18 protein-coding genes, 1 pseudogene and 1 riboswitch are annotated in these 21,022 nt (G+C 66.0%); of the genes and pseudogenes, 14 read left to right on the top strand and 5 right to left on the bottom strand.

Features of this window, described 5'->3' with window-relative positions; genetic code table 11:
- Positions 1-251: 251 nt before the first annotated feature.
- The 5 genes from AC2VOP_RS12120 to AC2VOP_RS12100 all read left to right on the top strand — a co-directional run bounded on the left by AC2VOP_RS12120 (position 252) and on the right by AC2VOP_RS12100 (position 5,438).
- Positions 252-752, top strand: a complete 501-nt coding sequence (locus AC2VOP_RS12120) for a ferritin (protein WP_486961194.1) — start codon at positions 252-254, stop codon at positions 750-752.
- A gap of 235 nt (positions 753-987) precedes the next feature.
- Positions 988-1,157: riboswitch (M-box (ykoK) riboswitch) on the top strand.
- Between the two features lie 273 nt (positions 1,158-1,430).
- Positions 1,431-1,730 carry a PE family protein gene (locus tag AC2VOP_RS12115; protein ID WP_486961193.1) on the top strand — a complete coding sequence of 100 codons (300 nt, stop codon included), beginning with the start codon at positions 1,431-1,433 and terminating at the stop codon, positions 1,728-1,730.
- 38 nt (positions 1,731-1,768) lie between these two features.
- On the top strand, positions 1,769-2,992 hold the full coding sequence (locus tag AC2VOP_RS12110) for a PPE family protein (RefSeq protein WP_486961197.1): 1,224 nt from the start codon (positions 1,769-1,771) through the stop codon (positions 2,990-2,992).
- 47 nt (positions 2,993-3,039) lie between these two features.
- Entirely contained in the window at positions 3,040-4,329 is a 1,290-nt protein-coding gene (locus tag AC2VOP_RS12105; RefSeq protein WP_486961192.1) for a PPE family protein, read from the top strand.
- Between the two features lie 89 nt (positions 4,330-4,418).
- The gene (locus AC2VOP_RS12100; protein ID WP_486961191.1) at positions 4,419-5,438 is read left to right on the top strand and encodes a COX15/CtaA family protein; all 1,020 of its coding nucleotides are present in this window, start codon (positions 4,419-4,421) and stop codon (positions 5,436-5,438) included.
- On the opposite strand, the gene AC2VOP_RS12095 is transcribed toward AC2VOP_RS12100, so the two are convergent.
- Positions 5,334-6,065, bottom strand: coding sequence for a hypothetical protein (locus AC2VOP_RS12095; protein WP_486961196.1), 732 nt, complete (start codon positions 6,063-6,065; stop codon positions 5,334-5,336). The genes AC2VOP_RS12100 and AC2VOP_RS12095 overlap by 105 nt on opposite strands.
- A 31-nt stretch (positions 6,066-6,096) precedes the next feature.
- Here AC2VOP_RS12095 and AC2VOP_RS12090 point away from each other — a divergent pair, with 31 nt between their 5' ends.
- Complete coding sequence (locus AC2VOP_RS12090; RefSeq protein WP_486961190.1) at positions 6,097-7,083, top strand: quinone oxidoreductase family protein; 987 nt, start codon at positions 6,097-6,099, stop codon at positions 7,081-7,083.
- A 17-nt stretch (positions 7,084-7,100) separates the two neighbouring features.
- Here AC2VOP_RS12090 and AC2VOP_RS12085 read toward each other — a convergent pair whose 3' ends face one another.
- Positions 7,101-8,033, bottom strand: coding sequence for a heme o synthase (locus AC2VOP_RS12085; protein ID WP_486961189.1), 933 nt, complete (start codon positions 8,031-8,033; stop codon positions 7,101-7,103).
- 376 nt (positions 8,034-8,409) lie between these two features.
- On the opposite strand from AC2VOP_RS12085, the gene pgi reads away from it, so the two are divergent.
- The 5 genes from pgi (at position 8,410) to AC2VOP_RS12060 (ending at position 14,379) form a co-directional block, all read left to right on the top strand.
- Positions 8,410-10,041 (top strand): glucose-6-phosphate isomerase, encoded by a 1,632-nt coding sequence (pgi, locus tag AC2VOP_RS12080; RefSeq protein WP_486961188.1) that lies wholly within the window; start codon positions 8,410-8,412, stop codon positions 10,039-10,041.
- On the top strand, positions 10,038-10,706 hold the full coding sequence (rpiA, locus tag AC2VOP_RS12075; RefSeq protein ID WP_486961187.1) for a ribose-5-phosphate isomerase RpiA: 669 nt from the start codon (positions 10,038-10,040) through the stop codon (positions 10,704-10,706). The genes pgi and rpiA overlap by 4 nt, the downstream gene beginning before the upstream one ends.
- A 30-nt stretch (positions 10,707-10,736) precedes the next feature.
- Positions 10,737-10,871, top strand: coding sequence for a hypothetical protein (locus tag AC2VOP_RS12070; RefSeq protein WP_486961186.1), 135 nt, complete (start codon positions 10,737-10,739; stop codon positions 10,869-10,871).
- A complete protein-coding gene (locus AC2VOP_RS12065) occupies positions 10,871-12,685 on the top strand; it encodes a glycoside hydrolase family 15 protein (RefSeq protein WP_486961185.1) in 1,815 nt (604 codons plus the stop codon). Before AC2VOP_RS12070 ends, AC2VOP_RS12065 begins: the two co-directional genes overlap by 1 nt.
- Before the next feature lie 194 nt (positions 12,686-12,879).
- A complete protein-coding gene (locus tag AC2VOP_RS12060) occupies positions 12,880-14,379 on the top strand; it encodes a PE-PPE domain-containing protein (protein ID WP_486961184.1) in 1,500 nt (499 codons plus the stop codon).
- Here AC2VOP_RS12060 and AC2VOP_RS12055 read toward each other — a convergent pair.
- Positions 14,380-14,492: pseudogene (locus AC2VOP_RS12055) on the bottom strand (NAD(P)-binding domain-containing protein); the annotation flags it as partial. It lies immediately after the preceding gene.
- A gap of 157 nt (positions 14,493-14,649) precedes the next feature.
- On the opposite strand from AC2VOP_RS12055, the gene AC2VOP_RS12050 reads away from it, so the two are divergent.
- Positions 14,650-14,925 (top strand): ribbon-helix-helix protein, CopG family, encoded by a 276-nt coding sequence (locus tag AC2VOP_RS12050; protein ID WP_486961183.1) that lies wholly within the window; start codon positions 14,650-14,652, stop codon positions 14,923-14,925.
- Positions 14,926-15,076: 151 nt separating this feature from the next.
- Here the strand turns inward: AC2VOP_RS12050 and gnd are convergent, their stop codons facing one another.
- Complete coding sequence (gene gnd / locus AC2VOP_RS12045) at positions 15,077-16,102, bottom strand: phosphogluconate dehydrogenase (NAD(+)-dependent, decarboxylating) (RefSeq protein ID WP_486961182.1); 1,026 nt, start codon at positions 16,100-16,102, stop codon at positions 15,077-15,079.
- 12 nt (positions 16,103-16,114) lie between these two features.
- Positions 16,115-17,533, bottom strand: a complete 1,419-nt coding sequence (locus AC2VOP_RS12040; protein ID WP_486961181.1) for a glucose-6-phosphate dehydrogenase — start codon at positions 17,531-17,533, stop codon at positions 16,115-16,117.
- 235 nt (positions 17,534-17,768) lie between these two features.
- Here AC2VOP_RS12040 and tkt point away from each other — a divergent pair, with 235 nt between their 5' ends.
- Both tkt and tal read left to right on the top strand, forming a co-directional pair.
- Positions 17,769-19,853, top strand: a complete 2,085-nt coding sequence (gene tkt, locus AC2VOP_RS12035; protein WP_486961195.1) for a transketolase — start codon at positions 17,769-17,771, stop codon at positions 19,851-19,853.
- A gap of 14 nt (positions 19,854-19,867) precedes the next feature.
- Complete coding sequence (tal, locus tag AC2VOP_RS12030) at positions 19,868-20,983, top strand: transaldolase (RefSeq protein WP_486961180.1); 1,116 nt, start codon at positions 19,868-19,870, stop codon at positions 20,981-20,983.
- The last annotated feature ends 39 nt before the right edge of the window (positions 20,984-21,022 follow it).

The following is a 21,022-nucleotide window of genomic DNA, read 5'->3' as shown; positions in this document are numbered from 1 at the left end:
GCGGCGGCGCCGCTCACCCACAACCCGAAATCAAGATCAACTGGCCGCCTCAGCAGTCGTCACAGGAGAACTCGGGCTACCGTGAAATTTTGAGGCTAGCCTTTCTTCACTGAGGGAAAGCTACACTCTGTTTGTCGAGAAAACATCGACAACGCATTTATTCGTGCAGGCTTAGTTTACTAAGGAACAGCTTGCCTAAATGAGCATGACCTTCGTTGCAGACCGCCATAACCTGCAGTAACGTAGCCGCCATGACCAAACACCACACCCCCGAAACCAAATTCCACGCACTCCTGCAAGAGCAGATCCGCAACGAATTCACAACGGCACAGCAATACCTTGCGATCGCCGCGTATTTCGACAACGACGACCTGCCGCAACTGGCGAAATACTTCTACAGCCATGCCGACGAAGAACGCAACCACGCGATGAAAATCGTGCAGTACTTCATCGACCGCGACTTCGCCGTCGAGATCCCCGGCACCGACGAGGTCCGCAACCACTTCGACACCCCCCACGACGCCATCGCCCTAGCGCTGGACTCAGAACGCACAGTCACCAAACAGGTCAGCACACTGGCCGCCACCGCCCGCGCCGAAGCCGACTACCTCGGCGAGCAGTTCATGTGGTGGTACCTCGCCGAGCAGGTCGAAGAAGAGGCGGTGATGACCACCCTGCTCAACGTCGCCGAGCGAGCCGGAGACAACCTGTTCGACCTCGAGGAATTCGTCGCACGCGACATCAACTCCTAATCAACTCCGCATCCACCCCTGCGCGTGACGGCCGCGGGGGGGCCCGCGCTGCACCCCACCCCCCGTCAACCAGCACCGCCGCCCCAGCCCGGGCGGCGGTGCTGACCACCAAGCCACTCACCAAGCCACTCACCTAGCCCAAGACAAGGCCAGGACTCGGGCTGTGTGCCAAGTAGTCAACACCGGATCCCATAATGCTTGACTGCTCGAGCTGACAGTCCTACGATTCATCCGTAATGCACCTCGTTAGGTGAGGCGTCCGCACGGACATAGGCCACTGACCCTGAACGTCGAAAGACGCCCCGGGTCAGGACAGCTCCTCCCGGCTTAAGGGTTGAGCCCAAGTGGCTTTCGGGTTACCGGACACGCCGTGCGGTGTCGAAGCTCTGACGAGAGGGGTGCTGCGTTCGGCTGATGGCTATACGCCCACCCCGTGTGCACCCGGTTGACATCCCCGCATGTCCCGGCAGCAAGGAGGTGAGAACGCAGTTGAGTCCCAGTGACGATAGTTCGTATCCCAAGCCGATGACTGTTTCGTTCCACCTCGGTCGCGAAACAGCCTGAATCGGCTTCCGTAGAACCCTTTTTCACGCACCTGGGCATGACACGCCTGGGCGCACTCGCCCCTGTGCGAAATGCACTCCCAGGGGATCGGCTATTCCGCGAAGGAGGATTGCCATGTCTTTTGTGACCACACAACCGGAGATGCTGGCCGCCGCGGCCGACAACTTGGCGGGAATCGGCTCGACGGTGGCTGCCCGCAACGCTGCTGCAGCAGCCCCGACCACCACGGTGATTCCGGCCGCCGCAGACCAAGTGTCGATGCTGACCGCCGCACAGTTCGCCGCGTACGGCCACCAGTACCAGACGGTCAGTTCCCAGGCCGAGGCGATTCTCGGCCTGTTCACCGACACGTTGCGAAGTGCAGCCGGCTCGTATGCGATCACCGAGGCCGCTAACGCTTGTGTCGCAAGCTAGCCCCGGCTAGCCCGCAGAGTTGAAGGGGTATCAGCGTGATGGACTTTGCAGCGTTGCCCCCGGAGGTGAACTCCGGGTTGATGTATGTGGGCGCGGGTTCGGGTCCACTGACCGAGGCTGCCGCGGCGTGGGCGGGGTTGGCCGATGAGGTGGCCTCGGCTGCTGACGCCTGTACTGCGACGCTGTCGCAGTTGACCGGTGAAGGATGGCACGGTCCTTCGGCGGCGTCGATGTTCGCTGCGGCTGCTCCGTATGCGGCATGGCTGCGGGAGACGGCCGGCCACGCTGCTCGGGCTGCCAGCCAAGCATCGGCGGCGGCAAGTGCTTATCAGACGACGTTCGCGGCTATGGTGCCGCCGCCGGTGATCGCGGAGAATCGTGCCCGGTTGGCGTCGCTGACCGCCACTAATCTGTTGGGGCAGAACACTCCTGCGATTGCGGCGACCGAGGCTGCCTACTCGGCGATGTGGGCTCAGGATGCCGCCGCGATGTATCGCTATGCCGGCGACTCCGCTGCAGCGGCCGCCCTCAACCCAATCGGTACACCCCCGGCGACCACCAGCGGAACCGCCGGCCAGGACGCTGCGAGCGCCCACGCCTCTGCCACGGCGGCGGCCAGCGCCCCCAGCACTTTGTCGCAACTGCTCGCCCCGTCGATGGGTGGATGGAACATCTTCAGCCCGGCAAACGGCTCGTCTGACGTCGGACTGTCGGGGTTCCTCAATATGATCAGCGGTACCACGCATTCGTCGTTCGGCAACTTTTTGAACGACTACTTCAACAACAGTGTTTTTTCCTCTGGGTTCTGGAATCCGACCGGCGTTTTCAACGTCTTCAACGCGTTCGATTACCTACTGATCTACGCGGCCCAGGATGCTATGGCGTCCAATGCGCTCGGCGTGGGCGGCTTAGGCGGTTTGGCGCCGATCGCTTCACAGATCCACAGCGTCGGGGCAGTTCCGGCCGGTGTGGGCACCCTGGCCGGGGCGCATGCCGCTGATACCGAGGTCACCGCCGGTATCGGGAAAGCCAACCTGGTCAGAACACTGTCGGTGCCACAGAACTGGACCGCGGCCACCGCTTCAGCGGTGACGGCCAGCACCACTGCGATACCGACTACCTCGGCGCTCCCGTTGGGCATCGGCGCCGGCTCGACAGTGCTTCCCGGTGCGCCGATGCCCGGAGCGGTGCGAGGCAAGAGGCGTGCCCGTCGCTACGGCTTTCGCCCGGTCGTGTTGGCGCACCCACCGGCCGGCGGATAGTCGTGACGCCAACCCAGCAGCCCGACCCGACGTAAGGAGGTGTCTCAGTGAGCACACAGACCATCCCGCAGATCGGCGTGCCGGATTTCGGGGCGTTGCCGCCAGAGATCAACTCCGGGCTGATCTACGCCGGCGCCGGCTCGGGTCCGTTGGTGGCTGCTGCGACGGCCTGGGCGGATTTGGCCAGTGAACTGGTTTCGGCCGCTGATGGCTGTGCCGCGGTGTTGACTGAGTTGGTCGGCAATGATTGGCGGGGCCCCGCGGCGACGTCAATGGTTGCCGCGGCTGCGCCGTACACCGGGTGGATGCGGGCCACGGCCGGTTATGCCGCCCATGCGGCCAGTCAGGCGTCCACTGCTGTCGGTGCGTATGAGACTGCATTCGCGGCCTCTGTGCCGCCCCCGGTGATCGCCGAGAATCGTGCCCGGCTGGCAGCCCTGGTTGCCACGAACGTGCTGGGGCAGAACACGGCTGCGATTGCTGCCACCGAAGCTGCCTATGCCGAGATGTGGGCTCAGGACGCCACCGCGATGTACCGCTATGCCGGTGACTCCGCTGCTGCGGCCACTCTCAGTCCGCTCAGCGAGCCGCCGGCCACCACTGCCGCTAGCGGACCGGCCGGCCAGGCCGCTGCGACCGCCCATGCGGCCGCGACGGCGGCGGCCAGCGCCCCCACCACTTTGGCGCAACAGCTCTCCAACGCGCTGCAAGCCCTGGGGCTCAACATCATGAACCCCGGATCGGGAACGTCCACCACCGGACTGGGCGGGCTTTTTAATCTGCTATCGGGATCGTCCGACGCGACCCCGTTCTCCAATTTTTTGAATTCCACGCTGGTCAATTCCGCGATCGCCGGCGCGCCCTACAGCCCAGCGTTCATCGCGCAAAACGTGGGAGAAATGAGCGCTCTCATGGCCATCCTCGGCCGCACCCTGACACCGGCCGCAGCGGTCTCGGGTCTGAGCTCCGCGGCGTCCCCGCTCGGCAGTCTCGCCTCGGCCTCGGGCGGCCTGGGCGGGCTGGGCACCCTGGCCGGATCGACCTCCGCCGCCGAGGGCGGTATCACCGCGAGCGTCGGCAAAGCCAGCCTGGTCAGATCGCTGTCGGTGCCGCACAACTGGACCGCGGTGGCCGCCCCCGCGGAAGCCGTCACCCCGCCGGCAACCGCGCTTCCGGCCGCGGCCCCCACCGCCAGCCCGGTCATCACCGCGGGCATACCGAGCGCGGCGGCGTCCAGCGCATCGCGCATGGTCGATAAAACCGAAGACGAGGACGAAGAAGCCCCGGTCTACGGATTCCCCACCAAAGCCCTCCGCCGTACGCCAGCAGGGGGGTAAGCAAGTAGATCGAAAGGTAAGGCATCCGCCTCACTCGGCCGTGACGGCGCTACGTGCCACCTTCCCAGTAGGCGACCTAGGATCAGGTGGTGCGCGTCGGACGGTTGCTGCTTCGGCTGGTGGATGTGCTGCCCGCGCCGAGCCTGCGCACCCAGCGGGCGCTCGGCGGCGCTGTCGTAGTGACCCAGGGGTTCATCGCGGTCACCGGCGCGATCGTCCGCGTCACCGCCTCCGGGCTGGGCTGCCCGAGCTGGCCGCAGTGCTTCCCCGGCAGCTATGTTCCGGTCGCGGTTGCCGAGGTGCCCCGGGTGCATCAGGCCATCGAGTTCAGCAACCGGATGGTCACCGTCGCGGTGGTGGTCGCCGCGGTGCTAGCGGTGTTGGCCGTCACCCGGGCCCGGCGACGGCCCGAGGTGCTGGTCTACGCCTGGCTGATGCCCGCGGGCACGGTGGTGCAGGCCGTGATCGGCGGCATCACCGTACGTACTGGGCTGGCCTGGTGGACGGTCGCCGTCCACCTGCTGCTGTCGATGCTGATGGTGTGGCTGGCGGTGCTGCTCTACGTCAAGATCGGCGAACCCGATATTGGCGGCGACGGGGTGAGACGCCGCCAGGTGCCCGCGCCGCTATGCTGGCTGACACTGCTCACTGCGGTGACGTTGTCGGCGGTGCTGGTGACCGGAACCCTGGTCACCGCCGCCGGACCGCACGCCGGCGACAAAAGTGCCGAACGGACGGTGCCGCGACTCAAAGCCGAGGTCGTGGTGTTGGTACACCTGCATGAGTCGCTGCTGATCGGTTTCCTCGGGCTGCTGGTCGGCCTGGGGTTCGGGCTGGCCGCGGCGCGGGCGGCCAGGCCGGTGCTGGTGCGGTTCGCGGTGGTGATCGTGTTGGCCTGCACCCAGGGACTCATCGGGGTGGTCCAGTACTTCACCGGCGTACCGGCCGCACTGGTGGCCATGCACGTCGCTGGCGCGGTGCTGTGCACGGCGGCGACCGCCGCGCTATGGGCGTCGATGCGACAGCGGACCCAGCCCGAGGCGCTGCAGGGCCGACTCGACGCAGAGGGCGAACTGACGCTGCCCGTCGCTGCGGTCCCGCGCACTTAATAGACGCCAACCGAGCTGTGGCGCAACAAGGTCCAGGCTCACCAAATGAATGTCATCCGGTGGGCCGACCACGTCGGCCCGGGCATACAGCAACTCCTCCATCCGTATGCTCAGCCGTTCGGCGGCCGCCCGCAAAGCGGCGCGGCCCACGTCCCAGAGTTCGAAGTCGGGTGCTACGGCGGGCCCACGGACAGACTCCGCGTCGCCGGCACCGAACGCATGCGACTGCCGACCGCCGAAGTAGATCAGCGCGATCGCTGCACAAGGCGCCTGTCGTGACATTCGTGACACCGTCGGCACCCCGGCGTACTGCAGATCACTCAGGTATCGGGGATCAGTGTTCCAGGCGATGACGTCAGGCGCATTGAGCAGGCGGCGGACCTGACGCGTCCAGGCCAGGAACTCCTCCCGGCGCGCGGCACAGTCGCCGACACCGCGCAGGATCACCAGGTCGGCACCGAGCGTGGCGGGGTCATCCCAGGACATCCAGCGCGCGTGCAGGCCGCGTCTGCGCAGCGCGGCGACCAGACCGGCGTCGTCGGCACAACCGCCGTCACCCTCGGCCAGCTGGGGGTCGCCCGTCAGCACGATGCGCGGGTGGAAGATGTCGGGCCGGGCCAACTTCATGCGGGCGTCACGCCTGGGGATGATAGTGCGCATGCGCGCTGTGCAAGTCGCCGAGACCGGCGGACCCGAAGTCTTGAGCTACATCGACAAGCCGCGACCCTCCCCCGGCGCCGACGAGGTGGTAATCCACGCCGAAGCCATCGGGATCAACTACGTCGACACCTATTTCCGTTCCGGGGTGTACCCGGTGCAGCTGCCGTTCGTTCTCGGCAACGAGGTGGCGGGCACCGTGTCGAGCGTGGGTGCCGGGGTGACCTCTCCGCGGATGGGTGACCGGGTGGTGACCGCGGCGGCCGCCGGTGCGTATGCCGAATACTGCACTGCGCCCGCGGCGTTGGTGGCGCAGCTGCCGCCGGACATCGACGTCGACGTGGCGGCGGCCGCCCTGTTGAAGGGGTTGACAGCGCACTACCTCATCACGTCGGTGTACCCGGTTCGGGCCGGCGACACCATCCTGCTGCACGCCGGTGCGGGCGGGGTGGGCCTGATCTTGACGCAGTGGGCCACCAGCCTGGGCGTTCGGGTGCTTACCACGGCGTCGACGCCGGCCAAAGCCGAGCTGTCCCGACAGGCCGGCGCCGTCGAGGTGCTCGACTACCCGGGCCCGGATGACGCTGATGCAGCCAGGTTCGGCGCCCGGGTGCGCGAGCTGACCGACGGCTCCGGGGTGGACGCCGTATACGACGGGGTGGGCGCGACGACGTTCGACGCCAGCCTGGCCAGCCTTGCCGTGCGCGGCATGCTGGTGCTGTTCGGCGCGGCCAGCGGGCCCGTGCCCCCGGTGGACCCGCAGCGGCTCAACGCGGCCGGGTCGGTGTACCTGACCCGCCCGACGCTGGCCCACTTCACCCGGACCGCACAAGAGTTCTCTTGGCGCGCAGGGGAATTGTTCGATGCCATCGCCAGCGATTCGATCGCTGTGACGGTGAGCCGGCGATACCGGTTGGCCGATGCCGGCCAGGCGCACCGAGATCTGCAAGGCCGCAAAACGATCGGCTCGATCCTCCTGATGCCCTAAGAGCGGGTAGCGAACGATCAGAACACGGCCGGCAGGGCCGGTAACGCCAGCGCCGAGTCGACCGCGAGGCCGCAGAACACCACCGCCAGGTAGTTATTCGACTGCAGGAACAGCCGCAGCGGTTTGACCGGCTCGCCACGGCGCACCCCGGCATACAGCCGATGGGCCATCGTCAGGAACCACGCCCCGGCCAGCACGGCAACCGTCGCGTACAGCCACCCGGCAGCCGGCACCAACGCGAGCGTGGCCAGCACCGTCAGCCAGGTGTAGATCAGGATTCGCTCGGTGACCTGGCGTTCGGTGGCGACCACCGGAAGCATCGGCACCCCGGCCGCCGCGTAGTCGTCCCTGTACCGCATGGCCAGCGCCCAGGTGTGCGGCGGCGTCCAGAAGAAGATGATCGCGAACATCACCACCGCCGGCCACCCGATGGTGCCGGTCACCGCCGACCAGCCGATCATCACCGGCATGCAGCCGGCGGCCCCACCCCACACAACGTTCTGCGGGGTTCGGCGCTTGAGCAGCATGGTGTAGACCAGCGCGTAGAACGCGATGGTGGCCACGGCCAGCACAGCGGAGAGCAGGTTAGTGGTCCACCACAACCAGCAGAACGCAGCGACCCCGAGCGCCAGCCCGTAGGCCAGGGCATTGCCTCGCGACACCGCGTCTTGGGCCAGTGGCCGGTGCGCAGTCCGCTTCATCACTTTGTCGATGTCGGCGTCCACCACGCAGTTCAGCGTGTGGGCGGACGCCGCCGCCAGCACCCCGCCGAACAGTGTGTTGAAAATCAACAGCGGGCTCACTACGCCGCGATCGGCCAACAGCATCGCCGGTATCGTCGCGACCAGTAGCAGCTCGATGATCCGCGGTTTGGTCAGCGCCAAGTACGCCCACAGCGCGGTGCGGATGCGGGCCGGCCGGGAAAGACCGGCCCGCTCGCGAGTGCTCACGCGGTGACTCCTCGGGTTAGTCGCGTCGCCGGACAGGGACTGCGGTCGACCGGTGCGGCTTCTACTAGGTCCGATGGTAGACCGCGACCGGACGCAGGGGACAACTCAGGTGACCGACGCCACCTGGCGGATCAACGCTCAGAGGCACTCACGAAGCATGCCGACGAAGGCCGCGGCAGCCGGCGCCGCTCGTCCGGACGCGGTGACGGCGGATGGAGGCCTTGAGGTCATGCGCTACTGTCGTGTCGAACTTGTTCACCACCATCGGGCAGTGCGGTGTGACTGTGGATCGAACGGATCGAGTTCGTAGAGAGCTTCGCGCACCTCGGGTGGAGAACTGCCGGTGTTGTCGGACCTGGAAGATGGAGGCGGAAACGTGTCGATTCCGCCGTTGCGTGAGCGTGCGGCCTATACGGCCCTGGCAAAGCACCATTCCCAGATCCAGGGTCGCCATCTGCGGGAGCTCTTCGCCGAGGATGCCACCCGTGGCGAGCGGTTCCGCGCCGAGGCCGTCGGGATCTACCTCGACTACTCGAAGAACCGGATCACCGAGGAGACCCTGGAACTGCTGTTTCAGCTCGCCCGAGAATCCGATCTGGAGCCCCACCGCGATGCGATGTTCGCCGGGGAGCGGATCAACGTGTCCGAGAACCGGTCGGTGCTGCATGTGGCGTTGCGGATGCCACAAGGCACCTCGCTGATGGTCGACGGGGTCGACGTCGTCGCCGAGGTACACGAGGTGTTGGATAGGATGGCTGATTTCGCCACCAAGATCCGTTCCGGCACCTGGGCGGGCCACACCGGCAAGCCGATCCGCAACATCGTCAATATCGGCATCGGCGGCTCCGACCTCGGGCCGGTGATGGCCTACGAGGCGTTACGCGACTACACCGACCGGAACCTGAGGTTCCGGTTCGTCTCCAACGTCGACTCCACCGACTTCGTGGAGGCGACCAGAGACCTGGCGGCGGCGGAGACGCTTTTCATCGTCTCGTCGAAGACCTTTGGAACATTGGAGACACTGACCAACGCCACCTCGGCACGCGACTGGGTCGTCGGCGAGCTCGGCACCGCTGCCATCGCAAAGCATTTCGTGGCCGTCTCCACCAATGCCGACCGGGTAACCGAATTCGGCATCGACACCGCGAACATGTTCGGCTTCTGGGACTGGGTCGGCGGCCGTTACTCGATGGACTCGGCGATCGGCTTGTCGACGATGGTGGCCTTGGGCCCCGAGCGGTTCGGCGAGCTGCTGGCCGGCTTCCATGCGATGGACGAGCACTTCCGCACCGCCCCGCCGGAGCAGAACCTGCCGATGTTGATGGGCCTGCTCACCGTGTGGTACGTGAATTTCTTTGGGATCCAGTCGATCGGCGTGATGCCCTACGACCAATACCTCAAGCGTTTCCCCGCCTACTTGCAGCAGCTGACGATGGAGTCCAACGGCAAGCACGTCACCTTAGATGGTGCAGCAGTGGACTACCAGACCGGTCCGGTGTATTGGGGCGAGCCGGGCACCAACGGACAGCACAGCTTCTACCAGCTGATCCACCAGGGCACCAGGCTCATCCCGGTCGACCTGATCGGTTTCGGCAAGAGCCTCAACCCGCTGCGCGACCATCACGACATCTTGTCGTCGAACGTCTTCGCCCAGGCTCAAGCGCTGGCCTTCGGCAAAACCGAACGGGAGGTCCGCGCGGAGGGGCCGCCCGAGGCGGTGGTGCCGCACCGGGTCATGGAAGGCAACCGCCCCACCAACGTCCTGCTGGCAGAGAAACTGACTCCCCACATACTGGGCGCGCTGGTAGCACTGTATGAACACAGCGTGTTCACCCAGGGAACCATCTGGGGCATCGACTCTTTCGACCAGTGGGGCGTCGAACTGGGCAAGGTGCTGGCAGCCGCGATCATCCCCGAGCTGGAGAGCACAGCCGAACCGAAACTCGCCCACGACTCGTCGACCAACGCGCTCATTCGCCACTATCGGGCCCTGAAAACTCGCCCATGAGCATCGAACGAGAAAAGCGGATCGCCGCGGAGGCCGCGGCAGAGCTGGTGGAAAACGGCATGGCCGTCGGTCTCGGCACCGGTTCGACGGTGGCGTTCCTACTCCCGGCGCTGGCCCACCGCGATCTTGACATCCGTTGTGCCGCAACATCACCCCGCACCGAGCAGGCCGCACGCGAGCTGGGCCTGCGGGTGCAGCCGTTCCACGACATCGAAAGTTTGGACGTGACCATCGACGGGGCGGACCAGATCGCCCCGGACGGGTGGCTGGTCAAGGGCGGCGGCGCCGCGCACACCCGCGAGAAGATCGTCGCCGCCGCAGCGGTCCGCTTCATTGTCATCGCCGACTCGTCCAAACCGGTCGATGTCCTGCACGGGCCTGTCCCGGTCGAGCTGCTGAGGTTCGGACTCCGCGCGACGCTGCGCCAGATCGCGCCGGTGTCGCTGCGCGATGTTCCGCCGAGTCCGGATGGTGGCGTGATCGCCGACTATCGCGGGCAGGTCGCCGACCCGGCGGCGCTGGCCGCCCGGCTGGCCGGCACACCCGGTGTGGTCGAACACGGCCTGTTCGGACCCGAGATGGTGGCGACGGTGCTGGTGGGCCGCGGGAAATCGGTCGACCGGATCGACTTCGAACGGCCCGCGAGGAGCCCGGAGGAAAGATGAGCGCCGCGTCACTACCGGCAGGCCGCCAAGGTGCTGGCCCGAACCGATAAGGACTGGCTGGTCACCCGGTGCGTGCCGCCGGCGAAGGCCGCCGAAGCCGTCCGACCGGCCGACGGTGACGTCAAGGTGCTCATCGAACTCGGAGGCGATGGAGGCAACAGCTGATGGCACGCATAGAGGACTATGCGCTGATCGGCGACCTGCACACCGCCGCGCTGGTGAGCCGCGACGGCAGCATCGACTGGCTGTGTCTGCCGCGGTTCGATTCGGGTTCCTGCTTCGCGGCGCTGCTGCACGACGAGTCCGCCGGCCACTGGCGGCTCGCGCCGGCCTCCTGTTACCCCTCTGGATCGGCCACCCGGCGCGGCTACCGCGACGACACGCTGATCATCGACACCGAGTGGGACACTCCCGAGGGCTCGGTGCGGGTCACCGATTTCATGCCGCCGCGTGGCCAAGCGGCCGACCTGGTCCGCGTGGTGGAGGGGTTGTCCGGGCGAGTGTCGATGCGGATGCGCCTGGTGATCCGGTTCGACTACGGCAATGTGGTGCCCTGGATTCGTCGGAGCGAGGACGGCCTGATCGCGACCGCCGGCCCGGACACCGTGCGTCTGACCACGCCCGTCGACGTGCACGGCGACCACCTGTCGACGGTCGCCGAATTCGAGGTGGCCGCCGGCGACAAGGTGCCGTTCGTGCTGACCCACGCACCGTCGCACCGCCTGGGGAAAACCATGCGGGCGAAGGCCCACCACGCGTTGCGGGACACCGAGAAGTTCTGGAAGAACTGGATCGGCCGCTGCAGCTACCGCGGGCCGTACGAAGACGCCGTGCGGCGCGCCCTGATCACCTTGAAAGCGCTGACCTACGATCCGACCGGCGGAATCTGCGCCGCGGCGACCACATCGCTGCCCGAAGGGCTGGGGGGAGTGCGTAACTGGGACTATCGGTACTGCTGGTTGCGTGACGCGACCTTCACGCTGCAGGCGTTGCTGGGCACCGGCTACCTCGACGAGGCCAAGGCGTGGCGGGACTGGCTGGTCCGCGCGGTCGCCGGCGACCCGGCGAAGCTGCAGATCATGTACGGCGTCGACGGTACCCGGCGAATCCCCGAGCTGACTCTGGACTGGCTGTCCGGCTACGAGAACTCCTCCCCGGTGCGGATCGGCAACGCGGCTGCACGCCAGTTCCAGCTCGACGTGTACGGCGAGGTCCTTCACGGGCTGCATCTGGCCCGCGAGACCGGGATGCAGGCGGTGGAGACGGCGTGGGACATCCAACTGGCGCTGCTGGACTTCCTGGAAGGCAAGTGGGATCAGCCCGATTCCAGTCTTTGGGAAGTCCGTGGCGCGCAACGGCATTTCGTGCATTCCAAAGTCATGGCCTGGGCCGGCGTCGACCGAGCCGTGCGTACCGTAGAAACCCAAGGGCTCGACGGGCCGGTTGACAAATGGCGCGAACTGCGCAACCGCATCCACGCCGACGTCTGCGAGCACGGTTACGACGCGCAGCGCAAGACCTTCACCCAATCCTATGGCTCTCGCGGTCTAGACTCCGCGCTGCTGCTCATTCCCCGCGTCGGCTTTCTGCCGTGGACCGATCCCCGCGTCGTCGGCACCGTCGAAGCAGTCCAGCGCGAGCTGTCCCACGACGGATTCCTACTGCGCTACGACCCCGCTGCCGACGGTGGCGGCGACGGACTGCCCGGCACCGAGGGCACTTTCCTGGTGTGCACGTTCTGGCTGGCGTACGCCCTGCACGGCATCGGCCGGGGCGACGAAGCCACCACGTTGTTCCAGCGCCTACTCGATCTGCGCAACGACGTCGGATTGCTCAGCGAGGAGTACGACACCAAAGCCCACCGGCAGGTCGGCAACACCCCGCAGGCGTTTTCCATGGTCGGCCTGGTCAACACCGCCCGCCAGCTCGGCGGCGCGTCGACGCACACCCGTGGCACCGACACCGGTCGGGTGCTGTAGCACACCTTGCCGGCCCGTAGTACGCCCTCCCGCCAATACCGGGCGCACGGCCATCCACCTCGGTGGTATCAGGTCTGTCTTGACAGTTCATCAGATACCGGTTAGCATCTCCTGCTTACGACAGCCGTCTCAGATTGGCAATCACCTATATAAGGCGTTGTCTTGAAGCTCAGCGTCTTGAGGAGACCGCAATAATGATCAGCAAGCGCCTTTGGCTCGTGCTTGGGATGCTGGTGAGTGCCGGTGTCGGACTACTGACACTGTCCTCGGCCGTGCCGCCGGCCGTCGCGTACGCCGACAGCCCAGACGTCACCGACCCCGCTCCGGAAAACATCGGGTTGGTGATGGGAGGCACCACGCAACCGATTCCTGGCACCGGATACGTGGATGTCGTGAACGCTGTCTATATCCAGCCCGAGAATCCCTTTCCTGGGCAGCCTACGTTCCCGGGCACCACGTACCCTGGGACGTTGGCCAACGGCCTAGCCACGCCCGAGCAGTTCTATCCGTATACTGGCGTTAAAAGCTTGCCCTTCGACACGTCGGTGGCTGAGGGCGTCACGATTCTGGACAACTCGATCCGAGCCAATCTGGCAGCCGGAGACGTTTCCACCGTGTTCGGCAGCTCGCAGAGTGCGGAAATCGCCTCGCTGGAAATGGAGGCGCTCGACCCGTCCGGCACGCCGAGTGACCTGCCAGTGAACTTCGTATTCATCGGCAGCGAGATGAATCCCAACGGCGGCATCTTTGCGCGTTTCGCCGGCCTGAACCTCACGAGTTTAGGGATTCCTTTCTACGGCGCGACTCCCGCCGATGACTTCACCACCGTCAGTTACACGGTCGAATACGACGGCATGGCCGACTTCCCGCGGTACCCCATCGATTTCCTATCCGACCTGAACGGTTTTGCCGGATTCCTGTATCTGGATTATCCGGAAACGTCCGCGCGGCTAGCTACGGCTATCGAATTGCCGACATCGGGTGCCACCGAAACCACCTTCTACATGATCCCCACCACGGATCTGCCGCTGCTGGACCCGGTGCGCGAAATCCCGATTATCGGGAACCCGATCGCCGACCTGCTGCAGCCTGACCTGAGGTATCTGGTGAACCTGGGCTACGGCGACCCGCTCTATGGCTGGTCGACCAGCCCCGCCAATGTACCCACCCCGTTCGGGCTGTTCCCGAGCCTCAGCGATATCCAACAGCTCCCCGGACTTTTGGTCAGCGGCGCCCAGCAGGGCATCGAGAACTTCGTCGGCGATTTCACCGGTACCGGCCCGAACCCGGTGACGCTCTCCCTCGGCTCGCTCAGTTCGCTGCTGGAACCCTCGTCGGGGACGACGAGTGGGGCTAGCGTGTTGGCTGACCTGTCGACGGGATTGTCGGCCCTCACCAGTGATCCCGCCTCGTCGCTCACCGATTTGGTCAACACGCTTTCGAGTGTGGCTTCGACCGCCTACGGCATCCTGCTGCCGACGGCAGATATTGCCAATGCCCTGCTCACCAGCCTGCCCGCGTATGACGCCAGCCTCTTCGTGGACAACTTGCAGGCCGGTGGCCTTCTTGACGCTGCCGGTTTGCCGATCGCGGCTGACATAGGCATAGGCACGTTTGCAGCCGGCCTCGAATTCGATGTCGTCGCGACTGCGGCCTCAACGATTATCGGCGACCTGAAGAGCATCGCCCCGTAAGGACACGGTGGCAAAGATCGGCTCGGCGTGGCCGAAGGCGTCGGCGTTGCCGCCGATCATCAAACAGTAGCCGCGCTCTCGGCCCCCACTCCGCCGCTGGTGCCGTACTCCAGAGGAACGGTTACCCCACCCACCCACTCCAAGGTCTACCGACTCAACACCGCCGAGCCGCCTCGCCCAAGCCGATAAAAGCGGGTACATTTTCTTGGTGAAACGGCGGCGATCCTGTTGCCGCAGATGGGTCGACGCCAACGGAGGTGAAGAGCTGAGATGCCAACCGAAAACGATTACACCGAGTGGGCTGATGCATTCGAATCGGGCCAGTACCGTGCCACACCGATCGAAGCGCCCCACGTCGATGCCGCACGCCTGCGCCGTGGCCGACCTCTCAAGGGTGCATCGGCAGGAACATCACCGAGCCGGCAGGTGCGGCTGCCGCAAGACATCTCCGACCGAGTCGACGCGCTCGCTGACCGCTGGCATGTCGCGTCGTCGGAAGTGATGCGCGCCGCAATCACCGAATACGTACAGCGCTACCCCGCCTAAACAAGTCCAAGACCTCAGCCAGCCCAGAGCGGAGGCATTGCGAGGCGCTCCCGCTAGGGGTGAAGCGGGCTCGCTCTCAAGGCGTAGTGAGCGCACTGACTGCGCACGCACGTACATAGGGGAACCCGGCGAGGTTGCCTTGCGTCATCGCTCAAGCGGGCTTTTCGTCGTGTCCGCCGAACTGTTTGCGCATCGCCGAGAGGGCCTTGTCGGCGAACTTGTCGAGGTTGCGTGACGCGAACCGGGAATACAGCGCCGAGGTCAGCACCGGCGCCGGCACCCCCTCGTCGATCGCCGCAATCGAAGTCCACCGGCCCTCACCGGAATCGGAGACCCGCCCGGCGAACTCCGCCAGGTCCGGTGCTTGGTACAACGCGATCGCGGTCAGGTCCAGCAGCCAGGAGCCGACCACGCTGCCCCGTCGCCACAGTTCGGCGACCGCGGGAATGTCGATGTCGTACTGGTAGAACTCCGGATTGGTCAGCGGCGCGGTCTCGGCATCACCCTTGCCCTGCTGTTCGCGGATGCCGATGTCGGCGTTGCGCAAGATGTTGAGCCCCTCGGCCAGCGAAGCCATCATCCCGTACTCGATGCCGTTGTGCACCATCTTGACGAAGTGCCCCGCCCCCGACGGCCCGCAGTGCAGATAGCCCTTCTCAGCCTGGGCGATCGCACCGTCGCGACCCGGGGTACGCGGAGCGGTGTCGACACCCGGTGCCACGGTGGCGAAAATCGGCTCGGCGTGACCGAAGGCGTCGGCGTCACCGCCAATCATCAAACAGTAGCCGCGTTCTCGGCCCCACACTCCGCCGCTGGTGCCGCAGTCCAGTAGTCGAATCCCGTGCTGGGCCAGCGTCTCGGCGTGGCGCAGGTCGTCGCGGTAGTAGGAGTTGCCGCCGTCGATGACGATGTCGCCTTTGTCCAGCGTGGTGGCCAGCTCCCCGATCACTCCGGTGGTGATAGCACCGGCCGGCACCATCACCCACACCACCCGCGGTGCGCTGAGCTTCCCAGCCAGTTCGGCCAGCGACGACGCGCCGGTGGTGTGGTCTTCACCAGCCATCGCGGTGATCGCGTCGGGGTTGTGGTCGTAGACCACGCACTCGTGCCCGGCTTTGACCAACCGGCGCACGATGTTGGCGCCCATCCGACCCAGGCCGATCATCCCTAGCTGCATGTCGCATTCTCCTTATTCGATATTCGATCCGTGGCTTCCCGGCAGCCCGGGAAGCCAGGGCTCTTGCCAACCGTGATGGCCGCGCACCAGCGCCTGCGCCGACTGCGGCCCCCACGAGCCGGGTTCGTAGGGGTCGACCTTGCCGGGGTCATCGAGCAGCGGCTGCACAATCCGCCACGTCTCCTCGATGCTGTCTTCTCGGGCGAACAATTGCCGATCCCCGACCAGGCCGGCATGTAGCAGCCGCTCGTAAGGCAGCACCGGCTCACCCAGGTCCCGGGCGAACGAGGAGTCCAGATGCACATCGCGCCACGAGTCACCGCCGTGGGCGATCAACTGCAACCGCATCCCGGGATCGGGGTCGATGCGCAACACGATCTGATTGGGTTCGGCTCTCCGACGCTTGGGCAGAAACGCCAACGCCGGGACACGACGAGTAAACAACCGCACCTCGGTCACCCGCTCGGGCAACGCCTTGCCGGCCCGCAAGAATATCGGCACCCCGGCCCACCGCCAGTTCTCGATCTCCATCCGCATCGCAACGAACGTCTCGGTCTGCGAACTCTTCGCCACCCCGGGTATGTCGGTATAGCCGGCGTACTGGCCCCGCACGTAATGCGCCGGATCCAGCGCCGGCATCGCCCGGAACACCTCGGCTTTCTTGTCGTTGAGGTCGTCGTCGCTGGGTCCGACCGGAGGCTCCATCGCCACCAGCGCGAGCACCTGCAGCAAGTGGTTTTGCACCACGTCACGCAACGTGCCTACCGCGTCGTAAAACTGGCCGCGGTCCTCGACCCCGAAATCCTCCGCCATCGTGATGTGGATCTCGGCGATGCTGCCGCGGTGCCATAACTCGGCCAGCGTCGCGTTGGCGAACCGCAGATACTCCAACTCGACGACCGGCTGTTTGCCCAGGAAGTGATCCACCCGCAGGATCTGCTCCTCGTCGAGCACCGCCCGCAACCGACCGTTGAGCTCGCGAGCCGACGCCACGTCATGGCCGAACGGCTTTTCGACCGCCACCCGTGCACGCTCCAACAGCCCAGCCCGGCCCAGATTCTCCACAATCGGAGCGAACAACGACGGCGGCATCTCCAGGTAGTACAGGCACCGTGGGCTCGAACCGATCTGCTGGGCCAACGCCTGGTACAGCCCAGCATCGGTGACGTCGCCGTGCAGGTAGGACAACCGGTTCGCTAGCCGGTCGAACACGGTCCGGTCAATCTTTTCGTGCTCGTTGATCGCCTCCCGCGCCCGGTTGATCAGCCCATCGACGGTGATATCGTCGCTGGCCACCCCCAGGATCGGACAGTCCAGCACGTGGCGGCGCTCCAGCCGGTACAACGCGCGAAATGTCATCTTGCGAGCCAGATCCCCGGTGATGCCGAAGATCACCAACCGATCCGCAGTGCTGCCGTCACGCTCGGCCAAACCGGCACCTCCACCAGATCGATCCAACAAAAACTTGTGACTGGTGCCCCCCAACAGCCTGACAGGCTCAACCCTAAACGTTGTGGCGGTCTCGCCCGGGGGCAGGCCGACGAGTGTCGTCGATGACCCTTGAGCGCCGACGTCGATCCGGTACGCCGACGTCAGGTTGTGCTGCTGTCCCTGCGCGGCCGGACATCCGGCGTTAGGGTTTGAGGTTGTGACGGCATCCGAAAAAATACTCGAAGAAATCTCCACCCTGACCCAGCCGCATTACCCCGACGACTGGACCGAGGTCGACTCGGCCGCGGTGGACACCATCCGGGTGCTGGCCGCCGAAGCGGTGCAGAAGGCCGGCAACGGCCATCCCGGCACGGCGATGAGCCTGGCCCCGCTGGCGTACACGTTGTTTCAGCGGGTGATGCGCCACGATCCCGGCGACGCCGAGTGGCTGGGCCGCGACCGCTTCGTCCTGTCCTGCGGGCACTCCAGCCTGACCCTCTACATTCAGCTGTACCTCGGTGGCTTCGGCCTGGAGTTGTCCGACATCGAGTCGCTGCGCACCTGGGGTTCGAAAACCCCCGGACATCCAGAGTTCCGACACACCCGGGGGGTGGAGATCACCACCGGGCCCCTAGGCCAGGGACTGGCGTCGGCGGTCGGGATGGCGATGGCTGCCCGCTACGAGCGTGGTCTATTCGACCCGACCGCCGCGCCCGGATCTAGCCCGTTTGACCACTTCATCTATGTAATCGCCTCCGATGGCGACATCGAGGAGGGGGTGACCAGCGAAGCATCGTCGCTGGCCGCGGTCCAACAGTTGGGCAACCTCATCGTGTTCTACGACCACAACAAGATCTCCATCGAAGACGACACCACCATCGCGCTGTGCGAGGACACCGCCGCCCGGTACCGCGCCTACGGCTGGCATGTTCAGGAGATCGAAGGCGGCGAGAACGTGGTCGCCATCGAGGAGGCCATCGCCAACGCGCAAGCCGTCACCGACAGGCCGTCGTTCATCTCGCTGCGCACCATCATCGGCTATCCGGCACCGACCAAGATGAACACCGGCAAGGCACACGGCGCGGCCCTCGGCGACGACGAGGTGGCCGCCACCAAGAGGGCGCTCGGCTTCGACCCGGACAAGTTCTTCCAGGTCCGCGAGGATGTGCTCACCCACACCCGTGGGCTGGTGGCCCGCGGCAGGTCGGCCCACGAGCGCTGGCAGCAGCAGTTCCAGGTGTGGACACGGCGTGAACCCGGACGCAAGGCATTGCTGGATCGGCTGCTGGCCAAGCAGCTTCCGGTCGGCTGGGACGTCGACTTACCGCACTGGGAACCGGGGTCCAAACCGGTGGCCACCCGCGCGGCCTCCGGCGAGGTGTTGAGCGCGCTAGGACCTAAGCTGCCCGAATTGTGGGGCGGCTCAGCGGATTTAGCGGGCAGCAACAACACCACCATCGACGGCGTCGACTCGTTCGGGCCACCGTCGATCTCGACCAAGGAGTACACCGCACACGTGTACGGACGCACCCTGCACTTCGGTGTGCGCGAGCACGCGATGGGCGCGATCTTGTCCGGCATCGCGCTGCATGGCCCGACCCGCGCCTACGGCGGAACGTTCCTGATCTTCTCCGACTACATGCGACCGGCGGTGCGGCTGGCGTCGCTGATGAACATCGACACCATCTATGTCTGGACCCACGACTCGATCGGCCTCGGCGAGGACGGCCCGACCCATCAGCCGATCGAGCACCTTGCCGCACTGCGCGCCATCCCGCAGTTGTCGGTGGTGCGTCCGGCCGATGCCAATGAGACCGCCTACGCCTGGCGCACCATCGTGGCGCGGAGTTCGACGAGCGGCCCGGTCGGGCTGATCCTGACCCGGCAAGCTCTGCCGGTGCTGGACGGCACCGACGCAGACGGTGTCGCCCGTGGCGGTTACGTGTTGGGCGGTGCGGTAAGTCAGCAGCCCGACGTGTTGCTGATCGCGACCGGTTCGGAGGTCAAGCTCGCCGTCGACGCGCAGAAGCTGTTGGCAGACAAGGGCATCGTCGCCCGGGTGGTGTCGATGCCGTGTATGGAATGGTTCGAGTCCCAACCGGTCGACTACCGCGATGCCGTGCTGCCGCCGACGGTGAAGGCCCGCGTCGCCGTCGAGGCCGGCGTCGCACAGTCTTGGCATAAACTGGTGGGCGATGCCGGGGAGATCGTTTCGATCGAGCGTTACGGCGAATCGGCGGACCACAAAACCCTGTTCCGCGAGTTCGGATTCACCCCGGAGGCCGTCGTCGTCGCCGCCGAGCGGTCCCTGGACAACTGACAGGAGGAATTCGCATGACTCAGAACCCGAAGCTGGCGGCGCTGAGCGCCGCGGGAGTATCGGTGTGGCTCGACGACCTGTCCCGGGAACGGCTGGTCTCGGGCAACCTGCAGCAGCTCATCGACACCAGAAGCGTGGTCGGCGTCACCACCAACCCGACTATTTTCCAGAAGGCCCTCGAAGGCGGCCACGCCTATGACGAGCAGCTGGCCGAGCTGGCCAGCCGCGGGGCTGACGTAGACGCCGTCATCCGGACCGCCACCACCGACGACGTGCGGAGCGCGTGCGACATATTGCGGCCGCAGTGGGAGGCCTCCGACGGGGTCGACGGGCGGGTGTCGATCGAGGTCGACCCGCGGCTGGCGCACGAGACCGACAAGACCGTCGCGCAGGCCGTCGAGCTGTGGAAGATCGTCGACCGGCCGAACCTGTTGATCAAGATCCCGGCCACCAAGGCCGGCCTGCCGGCCATCACCGCGGTGCTGGCGGAGGGCGTCTCGGTCAACGTCACGCTGATCTTCTCCGTGCAGCGGCACCGCGAGGTCATGGATGCCTATCTGGCCGGTCTGGAGGCCGCCAAGACCGCCGGGCACGACGTCTCCCAAATCCATTCTGTGGCATCGTTCTTCGTCTCCCGGGTGGACACCGAGGTGGACAAGCGACTGGAAAAGATCGGCTCCGCAGGCGCACTGGCGCTGCGCGGCCAGGCGGGTGTGGCCAATGCCCGGCTGGCTTACGCCGCCTACCAGGAGGTTTTCGACGGTGACCGGTATGGCGCGCTCAAGCCCGACGGTGCTCGGGTGCAGCGCCCGCTGTGGGCGTCGACCGGCGTCAAGGATCCGGCCTACCCGGACACCCTCTACGTCACCGCGCTGGTAGCGCCGCACACCGTCAACACCATGCCGGAGCAGACGCTGGACGCGGTCGCCGACCACGGTGCGATCTCCGGCGACACCGTCAGCGGCACCGGCGCGGCTGCACAGAAGGTGTTCGACCAGCTGTCCACGGCCGGCATCGACCTGCCCGACGTGTTCGTCGTGCTGGAGAACGAGGGCGTGCAGAAGTTCGAGATGTCCTGGAAAGAACTGATCAAGGCGACTCAGAGCCAGCTCGACGCCACCGCCAAGTGACTGCAGCGGTCGCCCCCGGCGTCACCGGGCAGTGGCACA

This window comes from Mycobacterium sp. TH-M106 (assembly GCF_057473765.1).
This window is presented reverse-complemented; position numbering and strand designations above follow the sequence as displayed.